The 18,728-nt window shown below is 75.6% G+C and carries 12 protein-coding genes; all 12 read right to left on the reverse strand.

Features of this window, described 5'->3' with window-relative positions:
• Positions 1-14: 14 nt before the first annotated feature.
• From IF04_RS0126900 to IF04_RS0126950, 12 genes are read right to left on the reverse strand one after another with little or no spacing between them, the layout of a single operon-like run.
• Positions 15-1,061, reverse strand: coding sequence for a beta-ketoacyl-ACP synthase III (locus IF04_RS0126900; protein ID WP_030263249.1), 1,047 nt, complete (start codon positions 1,059-1,061; stop codon positions 15-17).
• The gene (locus IF04_RS0126905) at positions 1,058-2,197 is read right to left on the reverse strand and encodes an AfsA-related hotdog domain-containing protein (protein ID WP_078600843.1); all 1,140 of its coding nucleotides are present in this window, start codon (positions 2,195-2,197) and stop codon (positions 1,058-1,060) included. Before IF04_RS0126905 ends, IF04_RS0126900 begins: the two co-directional genes overlap by 4 nt.
• The gene (locus tag IF04_RS0126910; RefSeq protein ID WP_051831595.1) at positions 2,188-2,982 is read right to left on the reverse strand and encodes a thioesterase II family protein; all 795 of its coding nucleotides are present in this window, start codon (positions 2,980-2,982) and stop codon (positions 2,188-2,190) included. The genes IF04_RS0126905 and IF04_RS0126910 overlap by 10 nt, the downstream gene beginning before the upstream one ends.
• On the reverse strand, positions 2,979-3,842 hold the full coding sequence (gene fabD, locus IF04_RS0126915; protein ID WP_030263258.1) for an ACP S-malonyltransferase: 864 nt from the start codon (positions 3,840-3,842) through the stop codon (positions 2,979-2,981). Before fabD ends, IF04_RS0126910 begins: the two co-directional genes overlap by 4 nt.
• Complete coding sequence (locus IF04_RS36075) at positions 3,839-4,396, reverse strand: flavin reductase family protein (protein ID WP_063829532.1); 558 nt, start codon at positions 4,394-4,396, stop codon at positions 3,839-3,841. Before IF04_RS36075 ends, fabD begins: the two co-directional genes overlap by 4 nt.
• 20 nt (positions 4,397-4,416) lie before the next feature.
• Positions 4,417-5,466: a MupA/Atu3671 family FMN-dependent luciferase-like monooxygenase gene (locus IF04_RS0126925; RefSeq protein ID WP_030263260.1), complete on the reverse strand. Its 1,050-nt coding sequence runs from the start codon at positions 5,464-5,466 to the stop codon at positions 4,417-4,419.
• Between the two features lie 36 nt (positions 5,467-5,502).
• On the reverse strand, positions 5,503-6,771 hold the full coding sequence (locus IF04_RS0126930; protein ID WP_030263261.1) for an MFS transporter: 1,269 nt from the start codon (positions 6,769-6,771) through the stop codon (positions 5,503-5,505).
• Between the two features lies 1 nt (position 6,772).
• Complete coding sequence (locus IF04_RS0126935; protein ID WP_030263264.1) at positions 6,773-8,341, reverse strand: amino acid adenylation domain-containing protein; 1,569 nt, start codon at positions 8,339-8,341, stop codon at positions 6,773-6,775.
• Complete coding sequence (locus tag IF04_RS0126940) at positions 8,338-11,754, reverse strand: beta-ketoacyl synthase N-terminal-like domain-containing protein (RefSeq protein ID WP_030263268.1); 3,417 nt, start codon at positions 11,752-11,754, stop codon at positions 8,338-8,340. The genes IF04_RS0126935 and IF04_RS0126940 overlap by 4 nt, the downstream gene beginning before the upstream one ends.
• Positions 11,751-15,269, reverse strand: coding sequence for a non-ribosomal peptide synthetase (locus IF04_RS36780; protein ID WP_051831597.1), 3,519 nt, complete (start codon positions 15,267-15,269; stop codon positions 11,751-11,753). The genes IF04_RS0126940 and IF04_RS36780 overlap by 4 nt, the downstream gene beginning before the upstream one ends.
• On the reverse strand, positions 15,266-16,732 hold the full coding sequence (locus IF04_RS36080; RefSeq protein ID WP_051831598.1) for a condensation domain-containing protein: 1,467 nt from the start codon (positions 16,730-16,732) through the stop codon (positions 15,266-15,268). Before IF04_RS36080 ends, IF04_RS36780 begins: the two co-directional genes overlap by 4 nt.
• Positions 16,732-18,585 (reverse strand): non-ribosomal peptide synthetase, encoded by a 1,854-nt coding sequence (locus IF04_RS0126950; protein ID WP_078600847.1) that lies wholly within the window; start codon positions 18,583-18,585, stop codon positions 16,732-16,734. The genes IF04_RS36080 and IF04_RS0126950 overlap by 1 nt, the downstream gene beginning before the upstream one ends.
• Between the last annotated feature and the right edge of the window lie 143 nt (positions 18,586-18,728).

Genomic DNA, 18,728 nt, shown 5'->3' on the forward strand with positions numbered 1-18,728 from the left:
GTTCAGGGGGCGCGTCAGGCGACCGGTTCGACGTACGGGGCCGGCCAGCGCAGGGCCGCCGAACCCCAGGTCAGACCGCCGCCGAAGCCGGTGAGCAGCACCTTGTCGCCGGGGCGCAGGGTGCCGTCGGCGGCGGCGTCGGCGAGGGCGAGCGGGATGGAGCCCGCGACGGTGTTGCCGACGCGGTCGAGGTTGATGACGAGGCGGTCCTCGGGGAGGCCGAGCTGGTCGGCGACGGCCCGCAGGATACGGACGTTGGCCTGGTGGGCCACGACCCGGTCCAGGTCCGCGCCGCGCCAGCCGATCCGGGCGAGCAGGGTCTCGGCGGACTTGCTCATGCTGAGGACGGCCTCGTTGAAGACGGCGCGGCCCTGCATGGTGAAGTACCGGTCCCGCTCGGGCGGGGGCGTGGCCGTCGAGCGCTGCCGGGAGCCGCCCGCCGGTACGGTGATCAGCTCCTCCCCCGCGCCGTCGCTGCCCAGGTCGAAGCCGAGCAGCGCGCCCGGCTCGGCCGGGTCGCCCGCGCGCAGCACCACCGCTCCGGCGCCGTCGCCGAAGATGGCGCGGGTGGTGCGGTCGGCGGGGTCGAGGATGGTGGAGAAGGTGTCGGCGCCGATGACCAGTGCGCGGCGGGCCGTGCCCGCGGTGATCATCGAGGCGGCGGTGGCCAGTGCGTAGACGAAGCCCGTGCAGACCGCGCCGATGTCGAAGGCCGCGACGCCGGTCAGGCCGAGCCGCCGGGCGACTGCCGGTGCGGTGGCCGGACAGGGGTGGTCGGGGGTACTAGTGGCGAGGACGACGAGGTCCACGGCGGTTTCTTCGGTGTCGGCGCCCGCGGCCTTGCGCGCGGACTCCAGGACCCGGCGCCCGGCCGCCACGGCCAGGTCGGAGGTGGCCTCGCCGGGCGCGATGACGAAGCGCTGCCGGATGCCGGTACGCGTACGGATCCACTCGTCGGTGGTGTCCAGCTCCGCGGCCAGCGCGCTGTTCGGTACGGCGGTGGCGGGCAGGGCGCCGCCCAGGCCGCAGAGGACCGCGGCGCGTTGCGTGCCGGCCGTCATGACGGCTCCCCCGCGGCGCCGGTGGCGGGGACGTCTCGGCCCGCCGCCGCCAGGGCGACCGGCCGGCGGCTCTCCGCGCGGCGGGCCTGTGCCTCCGGTCCCGCGGTGGTGAGGTGGAGCCGCCCCTCGGCCACGGTCGTGCCGCTCTGCTCGAATGCGGCCCGGAACGAACGGGGTTGCGGCAGGCCGGCGCCGAGCCCGGCGGGCCGCTCGGCCGTGTCGTATGCGCTCAGCCGTACGGTGACCGGGAGGTGCGGCTCGACGAACCGGTGGCAGCGCAGGTCGAGCCCCGCGACCGTCGTCAGGGCGGGCAGCGCGCCGTACGTCTCGGCAGCGGCGCACAGGGCGAGCTGCCGGGCCGCCTCCAGCAGGGCCATGGCGGGCACGTGGTCGTAACCGGCGTCGAACAGCGCGGGGTTGTCGGCGGGCAGGCGCAGCAGCGCCCTGGCCCTGCCGCCTTCCACCGCGACCCGCGTGAGGACCACGTTCTCCGGGCGGGTGCGGCCGACGAGGTGCGGAGCGACGGGCGTGCAGGGCAGCACCGGCGCTCCCGGGCGTGCCACCGCCTTGCGGGCGCGGGCCGGGCGCAGGCCGTCGTAGAGCTCGCGGGAGACGTGCCGGACGCGCAGCGCTGCCGTGCCGAGGCGGCCCGCCGGCAGGGTCATGTCGAAGGCGTAGGACATCCGCCGTGCCGCGGGCGTGCCGGGGCGGCCTTCGGCGGTCACCGCCAGGGCGAGATCCGCCGCGCCCTGCGTCCGGCCCGCCGTGCGGATGCCGGGCAGCGCGAGCTCCAACGATTCGATCAGGAAGCGCCCGCCGGACTCGATTCCCGAGAATTCCCTGCCGCCGTACGGTCCGGCCTGCCGGCAGCATTCCAGGAGCAGCAGCGGATCGATTCCCGCGGCCCGCTCCGGGCCCGGTACGCGATCGGTGTAGTAGGAGTGCTCCCCCGGAATACGGGCCGTCGCGATGTATTCCGCGGCGGTCAATTTCCGTACGGTGCTCAGAAACACTTCGGGGAGCGCCCAGCGGTCGAGGTCGGGCAACGCCCGCTCAGTTTCCGCCGTTCGTCCCGAGGCTGTGAACTGCATGTTTCCCCCGTTCTTCATCGATTCCATGACCCGGATCAATTCCATGACCCGGCGGTGACCGCTGCCCGGATATCCCGGACCAGCCGTTCGACAACGGCCGTCACACGTCCTTCGAAGTAGAAATGGCCGCCCGGGAAAAGGTGCTGACCGAGGAAATCCTCGGCGCCGTCCGCCCAGTCGAGCAGGCTCTCCACGGGCACCACGCGGTCGTCCTCGCCACCGAAGAGCGACAGCGGGACCCGCACGTCGGCCGAGACCGTCCGCGGCTCCCAGGTCTCCACCACCGCGAAGTCGGCGCGCACCCGGTCCTCGAACAGCGCCCAGACGTCGTCCTCGTCCAGCACCGCCGGCGGGATGCCGCCCATCGCCCGCAGCGCCGCCCTGAGCCGGTCCCCCGGCATCCGGTGCAGCGGCTCGCCGCCCAGGCCCTCGCCGGGCAGCTCGTCGTACGGCGCGCCGCAGGCGGAGACCCCGAGCCAGCACGGCTCCGGCAGCCCGCGCGCGGCGAGCCGCGCGGCCGCCTCGTACGCCACGAGGGCGCCCATGCTGTGCCCGAAGAGCGCGAACGGGCGGTCCATCAGGTCCAGCGTCTCGCCGATGAAGTACTCCGCGAGGTCACGGGCGTTGCGCAGGGCGGGGCGGTCGCTCGTCCGCCCGCGGCCCGGCGCCTCGAAGAGGCAGACCTCCCAGTCGTCGGGGACGTGCCGGGCCCAGTCGGTGAAGGCGAGGTGCGAGCCCGCCGCATGGTGCAGCAGGAAGACCCGCAGCGCCGGCCGGTCCACCGGGCGGGGCCTGATCACCGCCTCGCTCACCTCGGTCGTCCCGTTCACGCCGCCGCCCTTTCCCGCCGGACGGCGCGCAGCATGCGGGTGAGCACGCTGCCGTCGCCGGCCTCCCGGAACGCGGTGCGGCCCTCGGCCAGCAGCCGTTCCAGGGTCTGCCGCCACAGCACGGGGTGCGCGATCTGTTCGAGCAGTACCTCGGCGATCCCGGCCCCGTCGTCGCCGTACGGCGCGGCGTGCCGGTTCGAGAGGACCGGCAGGGTGGGCGCGGCGAGGGCCGCGGCCTTCAGTACCGGCGCGAACGCGTCCGCCGCCGGGGCCATGTGCGAGGTGTGGAAGGGCCCGCTGACGTCCAGCCGGCGGACCATCCGGGCGCCCGCGGCGCGCGCCACGTCGGCGGCCGGCTCCAGGTCCGCCGCCGGGCCCGCGATCACGGTCTGGTCCGCGGTGTTGAAGTTGGCGGCCTCGATACTCGCGAGCCCGGCCCGGCGCAGGACGAGGCGGAGGACCGCGTCGTCCAGGCCGACCACCGCCGCCATGCCGCCGCCGGTGACCGCGGACATCGCGCGTGCCCTGGCCGCGACCAGCCGCAGCCCCTCGGCGAAGTCGAACACCCCGGCCGCTTCCAGGGCGTTGTACTCGCCGAGGCTGTGGCCGATCGCGACGTCGGGGACACCGTGCTCCTCGCGCAGGACGCGGTGGCCGAGTGCGTTGACGGTGTAGACGGCGGGCTGGGTGTACTCCGTACGGCCGAGCAGCCCGTCGGGGTCCTCGGTGCACAGGCGACGAACGGAGTACCCGAGTACGGCGTCGGCCGCCTCGGTGAGTTCGGGGAAGCGGTCGAACCAGTCGGCGCCCATGCCGGGGCGCTGCGCCCCCTGGCCGGGAAACATCAGGACGTAGGTCATGGAGTGGTGATCCTCGGAAGGGTGTCGGAAGCCGGCCGGGGGCCGGGGTGGAAGCGGCTGTCGGTGAAGAGCAGCGGCGGGGCCGCGGAGAGCACCTCGAACTCCTCGGCGCGGCCGACCAGTACGGTGTGGTCGCCGGCCGGGAAGGCGCCGGCCAGCGCGCAGTCGAAGGCGGCGACGCCCTCGGTCAGCACGGGTGAACCGGCGTACGCGGCGGGCCGGTACGGCCGCCCGGCGAAGCCCGCCGCGCCGGCCGGGCGGCCCGGGTCGGCGAACCACCGGGCGTCGGCCTCCTGGTGCGCGGCCAGTACGGTGACGGCGAACCGTCTGCTGTGCAGGGCGTGGCCGAGGAGCCGGGAGCCGTTGCCGAGCGCCACGAGGATCAACAGCGGGTCCACCGAGGCCGTGGCGAAGGCGTTGACGGTCGTACCGTGCGGCACTCCCCCGGCCAGCGCCGTGACCACGGTGACCCCGGTGGGGAACCGGCCGGCGGCCCGCCGGAAGCGCCGCCGCTCGGCCTCGCTGCCGCTCCGGGACGCGGCCGGCTCCGTCACGGTGTTGCTCCCGCCGCCCCTCATGCGCACCGCTCCCGCAGCGCGTCGAGGTGGCCGAGCCCGTCCAGTACGGTCTTGACCGGCAGCCCGAAGTCGATGAGGCAGGCCACCTCGTCCACGCCGAGACCGGCCAGCCGCTCGACCACGCGGGCGGCCTTGGGAACCGTGCCGAGCAGGCCGCCGTTGTCGTAGTAGCGGTCGAACGCGCGGGCCACGAGGAAGTCCACGTCCTTCTCCTTGAGCTTCGCCGGGTCCACCCGCCGTGCGCCCGCCGTGCCCGAGCCCAGCAGCAGCCCCAGCGAACTGCGCAGATACGCCTTCAGCGGGTCCCCGACGAGCTGCCGGACCTCGTCGTCGTCGGCGCCGAGGAAGGTGTGCACCATCAGGACGACATGGCCGTCGCCGCCGCCCGGGCCCGCGCTCGCGGAGTACGCCCTGCGGTACTCGCGGATCTTCCCGGCCAGCTCGTCCAGGTCCTGGCCGAGCAGATGGGTGAGGACGCCGGCGCGCCGGTCGCCCGCGGCGCGGAACGTCTCCACCCCGCCCGCGCTGGTGATCCAGACGGGCAACTCCCGCTGGACGGGCGGCGGATAGGCCCGTACCCGCTGCTCTTCGCCCGCCCCGTCGGTCACCGTCAGCTCCTCGCCGCGCCACAGCCGGCGGACGTCCTCGACGGTCTCCGTCATGACCTTCCTGCGGTCGGCGTACGACTCCGGGCGGAGCGCGAAGTCCACCGCGTGCCAGCCGGAGGCGAAGGCGAGCCCCACCCGGCCGCCGGAGAGGTTGTCGACGACGGACCACTCCTCGGCGATCCGCAGCGGGTGGTGCAGCGGCGCGACGACGCTGCCGGCGCGGATGGCGACCCGGCTGGTCACGGCGGCGACGGCGGCTCCGGTGACGGCGGGGTTGGGGTAGAGACCGCCGAAGGGATGGAAGTGGCGCTCGGGGGTCCAGACGGCGGTGAAGCCGCGCTCGTCGGCGAACCGCGCGCCCTGGAGCACCAGGTCGTAGCGGCCGCGCGCGGCCGGGTCGCGGCCGTCGTCCCCGAAGTAGAACAGGCTGAAGTCCATGTGCTTCTCTCTGGCTCGGTTGAGTGATGCCACCGGTCAGGCCGCGGTGGCCGCCGGCTCGGCGGCGGGCCGCTCGGTGGCGAACGGCCGGTTGCGCTCCGCCCAGCGCGCGACCGCGGGCGTCGCGAGGCCCCCGGCGAGCAGGACAGCGGCGAAGACCAGCCAGCCGGCGCTGCCCCAGCCGATGAGCAGGGCCGTGGTGAGGGCGGGCGTGACGGCGGCCCCCGCGCGCTGGGTGAGCCCGAAGAGGCCCTGGTACTGGCCGTGGGCCTGGGCGGGCGCGAGATCGTAGGACAGCGCCCAGGAGCCGGCGGAGTGCAGCATCTCGCCGATGACCTGGACGAAGGCGCCCGCGAGCAGGCACGCGGCGGCGACCCATGCGGGCTGCCCCGCCGAGAGCGCGAAGATGCCGCAGGCGAGCGCGAGCACGAGACCGGAGCGGCGCATCGCGCGGGCGCCGCCGCGTACGTCCTCCGCGCCCCGGCTCAGGCGTACCTGGAACAGCACGCACATCGCGGTGTTGAGGAACATGATCGCCGCGTAGACGGAGACCGGGGCGTCCGTGCGGTCCGCGATCCAGATCGGCAGCGCGGCGGTGAGCAGCGCGTCCGTGCCCAGTACGAGGACGGCGTTGAGCGCCGAGACCGCCAGGTACGGCACGTCCCGCAGGACGTGCCGCGCCCGCTCGCCCTCGGCCGCGGCGCCCTGCGCGGGCGCGGGCAGCGCGAGGCAGCTCAGACCGCCGAGCACGAAGAGCGCGCCCGCGCCCAGCAGCATGGCGGTGTAGACGGTGTGGGAGTCCGCGGTCAGCGCGACGCCGCCGAGCAGGGTGCCGCCCGACAGGCCGACGTTGATGACGGACTGGAGGTACGCCCTGGCCCGTACCCGCTCGCCCGGCGGCAGCGCGTCCGCGATCAGGGCGCCACGGGCCGCGGTACTGGCCGAGTCGGCCATCGCGGCCAGGCTGACCACGACCAGGAACCCGGCGAACCCGCCGGCCACCGCGTACCCGCAGACCAGCAGCCCCTGCAACACACCGAACCCGATGGACGCCGTGCGCGAGCCCAGCCGGTCGCAGAGCTGGCCCGCCGGGATGCTGACGGCCATCCCGAGAACCGCCGAGACGGTCAGGCCGAGGCCCACCTGCGCGGCGGGGACGTGGACGGCCCGGATGAAGTACAGGACGCTGACGGACAGCAGGAAGCCGTTGCCCACCGTCCGGGCGAGGTTGCTGACGGTCAGGACGCGGACGACTCCCGGCGGCGGCACGAGGGCGCGCAGCAACTGCACTGGTTTTCCCGCCATGTCAGGCCGCCGGGACGGGGTCGGTGAACCGCTGCCGCAGCGCGGGGCGGTCGATCTTTCCGTTGGGATTGAGCGGCAGCTCGTCGAGGTGCACGAGGCGGCGCGGCACCATGTGGACGGGGATGTGCTTGCGCAGCCAGAGCATGGCGGCGGACGGCGTCAGCTCCTCCCCCGTGTAGCAGCCCACGAGTTCGGTACCGTCAGCGCCGGGCACCGCCACGACCACCGCCTCGCGCATCGCCGGGTGGTGCCGCATCGCGGCCTCGACCTCGCCGAGTTCGATGCGGTAGCCGCGCACCTTGACCTGGTTGTCGAGCCGGCCCAGGTGGACCAGCACGCCGTTCTCGTACCGGACCCGGTCGCCGGTGCGGTAGTAGTGCTCCGCGGTGAGGCCGCCCTTGCCGTCGTACGGTTCCGCGGTGGTGCCGTCGAAGGAGACGAAGCGCCCCTGGTCGTCGGCCGGGTCGAGGTAGCCGTCGAAGCGCTGCGAGCCACGGACGCACAGCTCGCCCTCGGCCGCCGGACGGCCCTCCTCGTCCAGGATCAGCTGGTCGAGGAAGGGGTACACGGGCCCGATCGGCACGGTGGCGTTGGACGTCACCGGCCACTGGGCGGGATCGGCCGGGAGGCGGAACTCCGTGCAGGCGACGGTGAGTTCGGTCGGTCCGTAGACGTTCTCGAGCACGGCGTCCGGGGCCACCGCACGCCACGCCTCCGCCTGCCGGTACGTCAGCTGCTCGCCGATGAAGATGCCGTACCGCAGGCCGGTGACCAGCCCCGACGGCAGATTGCCGAGCCCGGCCGCGACCGAGACGAGCGAGGGCACGGAGAACCAGTGCGTGATGCCCCGCTCGACGAGGTGGTCGACCGGCTTGAGCAGCTCGGAGCGTTGCGCCGCCACGAGCGTCGCCCCCGCGCCCCAGGTCACGAAGAGGTCGAAGACGGAAGGGTCGAAGGTGAGGTCGAAGGTGTGGGACACCCGGCAGCCCGGCCCGACCTCGTACCGCTCGATGTTGTGGGCGAGGTACGGGGAGAGGTTGCGGTGCCGGATCGGTACGCCCTTGGGCCGGCCGGTGGAGCCGGAGGTGAACAGGACGTAGGCGAGGTCGTCCGGGGTGGTGCCCGGACGCTCCGGGGACGGCGAGCCCGCCGCGTCGGCGAGGGTGGCGGCCTCGGCGTCGGTCAGGGTGAGCCGGGTGTGCCCCGGCCGCTCGGGGAAGTGCGGCAGCTGGGCCGCGCCCGCCTCGTCCGTGAGCAGCACCTCGGTCCCGGCCAGCTCGTACACGCCCTGATTGCGGCGCGCCGGGTAGCCCGGGTTGAGCGGGGTGACGACCGCGCCGAGGCGCAGCACCGCCAGGTACCCGGCGAAGGCGGTCAGGCTGCGCGAGGCGAGCAGCGCGACGCGCTCGGGGGCCCGCCCGTGCTCCCGCAGGATGCGGGCGGCGAGCGCGTCCGCGCAGGCGTGCAGCTCACGGTAGGTGAGGCGGTGCTCGCGCACCTCCAGCGCGGGCGCGTCGGGGTACCGCTCGACGGAGCGGGCGAACCAGTCGTACAACGTGCGGTCGGTCATCGTGCTCCTCGGGGCAGGGCGTGGGTGGCGAGGGAGGCATCATGGGCGGCGGCGAACTCCAGGCAGCGGCACAGCAGTTCACCGGTGGGCGCGGGCCGCAGGCCCTGCCGCTCCAGCCAGGGCCGCCAGGCGGCCGCCTCCAGCCGGGCCGCCGCACCGGGCGCGCCCGCGTGCAGGGCCCGGAGCGCGAGCGGGTCCAGGGCAGGGGTGTCGTGCTCCAGCGCACGCAGGGCCACGGCACGCTGCCACTGCCGTACGGGCACGCCCTCGGTCGGCAGCCCGGCGTCGGCGAGCGACCCGAAGAGCTCGCGTACGGTCACGGCCCGCTCGTCCGCCAGGTGGTAGACGCGGCCCACCGAGCCCGGCGCGTCCATGAGGCCGGCGACGGCGCGGGCCGCGAGGTCGACCGGGGCGAGCGGCAACGGCCGATCGTCCAGCGGGTGCAGGCCGGTCGCGGCGCTGCCGACGAGGAGTTGGACCAGCGGGTCGTGCGGATCGCAGGCGCCGTCGGCGAGCGCGCCGAGCAGCAGCCCGGTACGGAACACCCGGACCCGCATGCCGTCCCGCTCGGCACGCTCCACGAGCCGCTCGCCGACCCACGCGGCCACGGCCGCACCGTCGCGTTCGGGGTCCAGCGGCTGCTCACGCTGCTCGGCGAGGAGGGGCTCGCCGCCGAGCGCGGGTGCGCAGGCGGCGAGGGTGGAGAGCAGTGTGAAGTCCGCGATGCCGTGCTCGCGCTGCCAGCGCAGGAGTTCGGCGAGCGGCAGGACACCGTGGGCGCGGACCTCCTGGTACGTCCCGTGGTCGCCGGGAGCGGGCGCGGCGTGCACCACGCGGCCCACGCGGCGGGCGAGTTCGCCGTCGCGGTGGTGGGCGAGGGCCTTGCCGAGCGCGGTCGGTTCGGCGGGGACGACGGACACCCGGGCGGGATCCGGCGCGGGCAGCCCGAAACGGGCGGCGGCCGCGGCGAGCAGGACCCGGCCCGCGTCCTCGTCGGGCACGGGCAGCGGACGGTGGACCCGGGTATCGGGCCGTCGCAGCAGCAGCTCGTGCAGGACGAAGGTCTCCAGCGCGCCGGTGCCGCCCCCGGTGAACAGGGTGTCGGGGCCCGGCGTACGGGCAGCTGCGGCGGGCTCGCCGAGCGGGAGCGCGAGGTCGGCGTCGAGCGCGTCGGCAGGGCGGTCACTCGGACGTGCCTCGTGGTCCTCGGCTCTCCCGCCGCTCGTGGCCCCGGCATCCGGCCGCCGCAGCCCGCGGACGATCTCGGCCATCCGGCGTACGGTGGCCTGTCCGCCGCCCGCGCGGTGGACGTTGACCGGGACGCCGTGGCGACGCTGTACCGCGGCCTCGATCCGCATCGCGGTGAGCGAGTCGCCGCCCAGCTCCGCGAACTTCTGGTCGAGGCCGAGGGCCGGCACGCCGAAGATCTCGCGCCACAGGCCGAGCAGCCCGGCGGTCACGTCGTCGGCGTGCGTCTCGTCCGCGGGGCCGCTGGGCTGCGCCTCCTCCGGGGCGGCCGGTGGCGCGCCGGCCGGGGCGGCGAGCGGCGGCAGACGGTCCAGCGCCCAGTAACGCCGCCGCGTGAAGGGGTACGTGGGCAGCGGCACCCGCCGCCCGCGCCCGGCGGCGAGCGCCGCCCAGTCCACGTCGGCCCCGTGCAGCCAGGCGTCGGCCACGGCCTCGTCGATACGGTCGTCGATCGCGCCGCCCGAGGCGTCGATGGTCACCACGTGGGCGCCGTCCTGGGCATCCGTACCGCCCGTCACCATCTCCGCGCGTCCCCGGAACGCCGCGCTCAGCCGTTCGCGTACGGCCTCGGGCAGCGAGCCGTCCGTCGGGAGGACCAGCCGCACGGCCCGTGCGGCGGGCGGCGTGGCGGCGGCCGGGGTACGCAGCGCCGCGGGCAGGTCGCCCGGTGCCGCGCACACCACCCGTCGCCGCGCGAACGCGGTCCGCCCGACGCGCAGCGTGTGGGCGGCATCCGCAGCGCTGACGTCGCTCCGCTCCAGCACATCCGCCAACTGCTCGGAAAGCGCCTGCAGTTCGGCGTCGTCGCGGGCCGAGAGCACCAGGCGCACCCGGTCGCGGGCCGGTGCCGCGGGGCGTACGGGGCGCGGCGGCGGGCCGAGTACGACGCTCGCGTTGGTACCGCCCAGGCCCATCGAGTTGACCAGGACGTACGGCTCGCCCTCGGTGACGCGGCCGGGCTCGGTGGCGATACGGAAGGGGCTGTCGGCCAGCTCGCCGGGGCTGCGGGGGCGGTCGAAGCCGGGGTGCGGCGGCACCTTGCCGGTGCGCGCCACCTCGATGGCCTTGATCAGCCCGGCGATGCCCGCCGCGGGCCCGCAGTGGCCGATGTTGGCCTTGACCGAGCCCAGGGCGCAGAAGCCGGTACGGTCGGCGGGTGCGGCCAGGCCCTCGGCCAGGCCGCGCAGTTCGATGCGGTCGCCGAGCGGGGTGCCGGAGCCGTGTGCCTCGACGTACCGCAGCCGGTCCCCGCGCACGCCCGCGACATCCAGCGCGGCGGCCACCACGTCGGCGAGTCCGGCGGGGCTCGGCGCGGTGAAGCCGGAGCGGGCCGAGCCGTCGTTGCCGACGGCCGAGCCGCGGACGACCGCGAGCACCGGGTCGCCGTCCGCGAGCGCATCGGAGAGCCGGCGCAGCACCACGACGCCGACGCCGGAGCTGAAGGACGTGCCGGTGGAGCGCGCGTCGAACGGCCGACAGTGGCCGTCGTGCGAGGCCAGCGCGCCCGGCTGGTGCCGGTATCCGAGTACCGGCTCGTTGACCGCCGCGCCGCCGGCCAACGCCAGGTCGCACTCGCCCGCCAGCAGGCTGAGCACGGCGTAGTGCACCGCGGTCAGGGAGGAGGAGCAGGCGGTCTGCACGCCGATGGACGGGCCGCGCAGCCCCAGCTTGTACGCCACCCGGGAGGGCAGGAAGTCGCCGAGCCCGCCCAGGTGCAGCATGACGTCGTCCACGGCGCCCAGCACGCCGTCGGCGCGCGCCCTGGCCACCTGGAGTGCCGCCATGTACGTGCTGGGGCTGCCGCCCGCGAAGACGCCGGTGACCAGCGGGTCGCCGGTGGGCGGGTGTCCGGCCGACTCCAGCGCCTCCCAGCACACTTCGAGGAAGAGCCGCTGCTGCGGGTCGGTGGCCTCGGCCTCGGTGGGCGAGTAGCCGAAGAACTCGGCGGCGAAGTCCTCGGCGCCGTCCAGCGTCGCCGCGGTCGTCACGTAGGAGGGGTCGTCCAGGGTCTCGTCGGTCAGCCCGGCCGCGCGCAGGGCCGTGCGGTCCAGCTCGTGGAACGCCACCCGGCCCGCGGCAAGGTTCCGCAGGAACTCCCCGGGGTTGCGGGCGCCGGGGAACCGGCAGCCGGTACCGATGACCGCTATGGCCGCGTCGTCGTTCACGCCGCCGGCTCCGCGGAACCGGCGCTGCCCGCGCCGCGGCGGCCGAGGAGGCGGGCGCGGCCCGCCGCGGCACCGCCGGACCGGGCACCCGTGTTCTCCCGCGCCGCCCCGTCCGCGCCGTCCGGACCGTCCGCGCCTGCGAGCAGCGCGGCCTGGGCGTGCACGGTGCTGTGCTGGAAGAGGTCGGCCGCGTCCAGTTCCCGGTCGGTCAGCCCGGAGAGCTGGTCGAGGAGGACGATCAGCAGCAGCGAGTCGCCGCCCGCGTCGAAGAAGTTGACGTCGTACGGGACGGCCGGCACGTCCAGGACGTCCCGCCAGGCGGCGCCGATCGCCTCGGTGAGCGCGGCGGGGTCGGCGGGGACGGCGGCATCGGCGGGTGCGGTGGCATCGACGGTGCCGGGAGTGGCGTCGGTGAGCACGGGGGCCTCCAGGTCGGTGGTGAGGTCGGCCGCGGCGGCGGCGAGATCGCCGAGCAGAGCGTCGGCGGTGACGGCGTCGAACAGGGCGGTGGCGTAGGTGAGTTGGAACCCGAGGCGGTCGGCGCCGCCGGTGGCGGTCAGCTCCAGCTCGTACTTGAGCTTGAGCGCCGGGGGCGTGCGGTAACGGGTCGTGATACCGGGCCCGAGGGCCGGCGGGGTGGCGGGTGCATCGGTGGCGGAGAGGTAGACCGGGGTCACCGGCGGGCGGCCGAGGTCGCGTTCAGGGTGCAGCGCGGCGGCGAGCGCGTCGAAGGGCGCGTCGGCGTGCCGGTAGGCGGTCAGCGCGGAGCCCTTGACGCGGGTCAGGAGGGTGCGCCAGCTCGGGCGGCCGCTGAGGTCGGCCCGGAGCAGGAGGGTATTGACGAACATGCCGACGGTGCCGGCGGCCCCGGCGCTGTCCCGTCCGGCCCAGGGGAACGCGAACAGGAAGTCCCGCTGCGTGCTGCGCCGGGCCAGCACGGCGGCCAGCAGCGCCGCCGCGGTCATGAACGTCGTACAGCCCAGCTCGGCGGCGATCTCCCGCAGCCGCGCGCTGTCCTCGACCGGCAGCCGGAGCTCCCGGGTGGTGGCGGCCTCGATGCTCTGGGTCCGCTGCCGTGGCCGGTCGTACGGCAGCGCGATGTCGGTCGGCGCGCCCCGCAGCCCGGCCAGCAGCGCGTCGAGCGTGCCGTCGGGCACCGCGGGCGCCGGGAGGCTCGCGGGGTGGGCCGCGGGCGGCGGATCGAACGGCCGACCCGCACTCAACTCCCGGTAGCCCGCCGCCAGTTCGTCCATGACCAGGTCGAGCGACCAGCCGTCGGAGACGATGTGGTGGACGGCGTACAGCAGCACCGTGCGGTCGCCGGCGAGCGCGATCACCTCGCCGCGCGCGGGCGCCTGCCGGGCCAGGTCCACCGGCGCCCAGCACTCCCGCGCCAGGTGGGCGTCCAGCTCCTCGCGGGTCCAGGCCGCCGCGTCGAGGAGGGTGACCTCCGGCGGGCTGCCGTCGGTGCGGTACTGGACCCGGCGCGCCTTGGTGTCCAGGGTGAAGCGGGAACGCAGGGCCGGGTGGCGGGCGAGCACCGCGGCGAAGGCGTCCCGCAGCAGCGCGCGGTCCACCGGACCGTCGATCTCGACGACGCCGGGCGCGAGATAGGCCGCGCGCACGGCGGGCAGCCGGTCCATGAGCCACAGCCGCTGCTGTACGGGGGTGGCGGGGTGCGGGCCGTCGCCGTCCGCCGTGCGCGCGGCCTCGGTGGTACCGGCACCGGCCGCCGCCAGCGCGCGGGCCAGGCCGCCGACCGTGGGGTCCGCGAGGAAGGCCCGCAGCGGTACGGCGGTACCCCACTCGCGTTCGGCCGCGGCCAGCATGCGCACGGCGAGCAGCGAGTGGCCGCCGAGGGTGAAGAAGTCGCTGTCGGGGGCGAGGTCGCCCCCGTCACCTCGGTCGGGGCCTGCCTCGGCCAGGACCGTGGCCATCAGGCGCGCCACCTTGCGCTGGTCGTCCGTGAGCGGGGCCGGCCGGTGCTCGCCGCGGGGCAGCGGGCGGTCGCGCAGCTCCGCCAGCGCCGCGAAGTCGACCTTGTCGTTGGCCGTGCGCGGCAGCGCGGCCACGGCGTGGACCTCGGCCGGGAGCACCGCGGCGGGCAGCCAGTTCAGCAGCGGTCGGACGATGTCCTCGTGCGTCGGCGCCGCGTCCGCGGCGAGCTCCACATAGGCGACGAGCCGCTTCGGGGTACCGGTCGCGTGCACGGCGGCTGCCGCGACGGCGGGGTTCTCCTCGATCAGCGCGCGGACCTCGTCGGGCTCGATCCGGTTGCCGAGGATCTTCACCTGGTCGTCGATCCGGCCGAGGTACTCCAACTCCCCGTCGGCGCGCACCAGTACGCGGTCGCCCGTGCGGTACATCAGCGCGTCCGGCGCGTCCGCGTACGGGTCGGGCAGGAACGCGGCGGCGGTGCGGTCCGGCATCCCGAGATAGCCCAGCGCCACGCCGGCACCCGCGACGTACAGCTCACCCGGTACGGAGGCGGGCAGCTCCTCGCCGTGCGGACCGAGCACATAGGCGCGGGTGTTGGGCAGCGGCCGGCCGATGGCCGGGGCGCGGGTGTCGCCGGGGTCGACGACGTGGCAGGTGCTGTTGCAGGACGCCTCCGCCGGGCCGTACACATTGCGGACCTCGGCGCCCCAGCGGCGGGCGCAGTCGGCGGCGAGCGAGCGGGGCAGCGCCTCGCCGCCGGAGTAGACGACGCGCAGCGCGCAGCCGCCCGGTCCGGCGTCCGGTTCGGCACTCAGCATGGCGTGCAGGAGGCTGGGGGTGACCGAGCCCGCGACGGTCGCGCCGTCCGGGCCGTGGACGAGCCGCAGCAGGGCGGCCGGGTCGCGGCGTTCGACGTCGTCGGCGAGGACCAGCCGGGCCCCGGCCAGCAGGCCCTCGACGACGTTGAAGGCGGCCGGGTCGAAGGCGGTGCCCGCGGTCACCAGCAGCCGGTCGGCGGTGCCGAGGCCGCAGTCGGCCGCCCACCACAGGGCCGTGTTGAGCAGGCCGCGGTGCGGGACGAGCACGCCCTTGGGGCGGCCCGTCGTCCCGGAGGTGAAGATGACCACGGCCGGGTCCTCGGGGCAGGGGCGGAGCGCGGCGGGCGGCCCGGCCGCCTCCCCCAGCTCCCGGATCTCCGCGAGGTCGACGGGCTTGGCGTCCGTGTCCAGACCGCGGAGCAGGCCGGCCCCGGCCTCGTCGACGAGGACCGTGGCGGCCCCGGTCTCGCGCAGTACGAAGGCGATGCGGGCGGCCGGGGTGTCCATCGCGAGGGGGACGAAGGCGGCGCCCGCGCGGAGGGCACCCAGCCAGCCGGCGATCAGCGCCCCGCCGCGTGCGGTCAGTACCGGTACGAGCGTGCCGGGTCCCGCGCCGTGTGCCGTCAGGTGCCGGGCCACGGCCCGCGACCAGTCGTCCAGCGCGCGCCAGGAGAGTTCCTCCCCGGCGCAGGTCACCGCGGTGTCATCGCCGGGCATGGCGGCGAACCGCAGGTCGAGCAGGTCGGTCACGGTGGTCATGCGTCTCCTCCTCCGTGCGGCCCGGCGGCGCGAGGTGCGGTGCCGATGAGCCGGTCGCGGTACTCCGCCGCCAGGTCGCGCCGGGGGCCGGCCAGCACGGTGCGCGGCGGGCGGCCCGCCGACGGGTCGGTCAGGGGCAGGGCACGCAGCGCGGTGCCCGGCGCGGCGACGGCCGCGGCGAGCAGCGCGTTGAAGTGCCCGGCGAGCTGCCGCGCGGTCTCCGCGGAGTACCGGTCGGTGTCGTACTCGACCGTGCCGCGGAGCCCGTCGGGGGCGTACTCGAGGGTGAGCGTCACGTCGAGCTTGGTGGTGCCGGTCGGGAGCAGCCGCGGCGGGCCCCAGCGCGGCCGGTCGCCGAGCCGGGGTGCCGGCGCGTTCTGCAGGACGAAGCCGACGCTGGCCAGTGGCCCCGGCGCGCGGGTCCTGTCACCGCCCGCACCGGCCGTGAGCTGCTCGAACGGCAGTCGTTGGTGGGACAGTGCCCGGAACGCCTCGCCGCGCACCTCCGTGCACAGCCGCTCGAAGGTCCAGTCGGCCCGGGGCGCACAGTGCAGCGGGACGGTGTTGACGAAGAAGCCGATGAGTTCCTCGACGGCGGGGTGCGGGCGGTTGGCGGCGACGGTGCCGAGCAGGAACTCCTCCAGGCCGGTCCAGCGCTGCACCACGGCCTGGAACGCCGCGAGCAGCACGACGAAGGGGGTGGCCCGGACAGCCGTCGCCATTTCATCCACGCGGGCGGCGAGTTCGGCGGTGACATGGAACGTGTGCTGGGCGCCGCGGCGGTCGCCCTCGGGGAGGGCGGGGCGCGGCGGGCAGGCTCCGAGTGCGAGATCGCCGGACACGGTGCGCAGTTGCGCGAGGCGCGCCGCCACCCGTTCGGCCATGGCGGGATGCGCGGCCACTTCACGGTCCCACTCGGCGAAGTCCGCGTACTGCACCGCCGGTTGCGGGAGGTTCGGCGCCACTCCGGCGACCGCCTGGTCGTACGCGGTGGCCAGATCCTCGTACAGTGCGCCCAGCGACCAGCCGTCCACCGCGATGTGGTGGACGACCAGCAGCATCGCGTCGCCGTCCGGGCCGCCCCGCCACACGGTGCAGCGCAGCGGCGGCCCGGCCGAGAGGTCGAAGGGGGCGCGGGCGTGGCGGGCGAGTCCGGCCTCCCCGGGCGGGCCTGCGAGCACCTCCACGGGGACGGGTACCGCCTCGCCGATGTACTGAACCGGGCGGCCTTCGCGCAGCCCGTAGGTGGTGCGCAGGATCTCGTGGCGTGCGACGAGCGCGGTCAGGGCGAGGGCGAGCGCGGCGGTGTCGACGGGCTCGTGCCAGTGGGTGAGCAGCGGGACGTTGTAGGCGGCGGAGCCGGGGGCCGCCGCGTCGATGAACCACAGCCGCTCCTGCGCGCAGGAGAGCGGCGCTGTTGTGGCCGCCCGGCGGGTCAGGGGCGGCGAGGGAAGCTGCGCCATCAGACCGCCTCCGCCGACTCGCGTACTCGCCCGGCCAGTTCGCCGATGCCGGCGGCCAGCAGGATGTCGTACGGCTCGACGTCGGCCGCGAGTACCTCGCGGATGCGCGCCGCGGCCTGCGTCGCGAGCAGTGAATTGCCGCCGAGGGAGAGGAAGTCCTGGTCGGGGGCGGTCGCGGGGGTGCCGAGCACCTCCGTCCAGATGCGGGTGAGCGCGTCGGTGACGGGGTCGCCGGAGGACGGTGCGGACGGTCCGGCGGGCTGCCGCGAGGGCGCCGCCTCCGCCGCGCTGTCTTCGACGCTTGCCGTGGCTGCCTCGATCATCGCGTCGATGCGTCCGCGGTCGGCCTTGCCGGTGGAGTGCAGCGGCAGGCTCGCCAGCGGCAGCCAGCTTGCGGGCAGCATGTACGCGGGGAGGGCGCGGGCGAGCGCGGCGGCCAGCTCCTCGGCGCCGCCTCGCTCTGTCCCGTCGGAAGGCAGGAACGCACCCGCCAGCCGTGCCGCCGGCCCCTCGCCCACCTTGCTCACGAACGCGGCTTCGGCGAGGCCCGTGGCGAGCGCCGCGCGCTCGATCTCCTCCAGCTCGATCCGGTAGCCGCGCAGCTTCACCTGCCGGTCGGCGCGGCCCACCAGCTCCAGTTCGCCGTCGGGCAGCTCCCGCACCAGGTCGCCGGTGCGGTACATGGGCGTGCCGGTGCCCGGTTCGGGGACGAAGGCGCGGGCGGTGTGCTCGGGCCGGCCGAGGTACCCCTTGGCGACGCCGGGGCCGCCGATGCACAGCTCGCCCGGCTGCCCGGGAGCGACCGGGCGCAGTTCCTCGTCGAGGACGTGCAGCGTGGTCTGCTGGATGGCGCGGCCGATGGGGATGCGGTCGCGCCCCGCGAGCGAGGCGTCGGTGCAGTCGAAGGACGTGGCGAAGACGGTGGCCTCGGTCGGGCCGTAGCCGTTGACGAGGCGTTGGGGCGGACCTGCGGCGAGTACGGCGCGGACCGCGGCCAGGTCGAGCTGTTCGCCGCCGACGACGAGGTTCCGCAGTGTGTGCAGTGCGCCGGGCCGGGTGCGGGCGACCAGGTGGAAGAGCGAGGTGGTCAGGAAGAGGGTCGTGATGTCCTCGGCCTGGAGGAGGGCCGCCCAGCGGTCCACGGCGAGGTCGACGACGGTGGGCAGGACGACGAGTGTGGCGCCCGCGGTGAGCGCGCCCCACACCTCGAAGGTGGTGGCGTCGAAGGCGGGGTTGGCGGCCTGGCCGACCCGGTCGCCGGGGGCGATGGTGCAGAAGGTCGCGTCGGTGACGAGGCGGCGGACGGCCCGGTGCGGTACGACGACGCCCTTGGGCGTGCCGGTGGAGCCGGAGGTGTAGCCGATGTAGAGGGGGCTGTCGCCGTCTACGGGTACCTCGGGTACTTCGAACCGGTGGTCCGGCGCCGGGCGGTCCACGGCCACCTGCTGCACCCCGGGGATCCCGGCCGTACGCCCTTCCCCTGTCTCTTCGCCGACGAGCACTGTGCGGACCCCCGCGTCCGCGAGGACCGTGGCCACCCGCTCCGCGGGGGCCTGGGCGTCGAGCGGCAGGTAGGCGGCGCCGGCCCGGGCGACGCCGAGGAGGGCGACGATCAGTGCGGTGCCGCGCTCCAGGTCGACGGCGACCGGCTCACCGGGCGCGACGCCGTGCGTGGCGAGCGTGTGCGCCAGCCGGCCCGCCTGCTCCCAGAGCTGACGGTAGGTCAGGGAGGGGCCGCCGCGTGCGTCGCGAACGGCACAGGCGTCGGGGCGTTCCCCGACGCGTGCGGCGACGAGGTGGTGCACCCCGAGCGTGCCGGCCCGTGGGACGGCGGCGTGCGCGTACTTGCCCATGGCTCAAGTCCTTTGGTCGTCATCCGTGGAGCGCCGGCCGCGGTTGCGCGCGGCGCGGCACGGCACGCCGGACCGCGGCGTGCGGTACGGCGGGCCGGTGAACGGCATGGAGTACGAAAGAAGACGTAGACGCCCCAGAGGAC

It is taken from the genome of Streptomyces violens, assembly GCF_000717745.1.
GTDB classification, from domain to species: domain Bacteria; phylum Actinomycetota; class Actinomycetes; order Streptomycetales; family Streptomycetaceae; genus Streptomyces; species Streptomyces violens.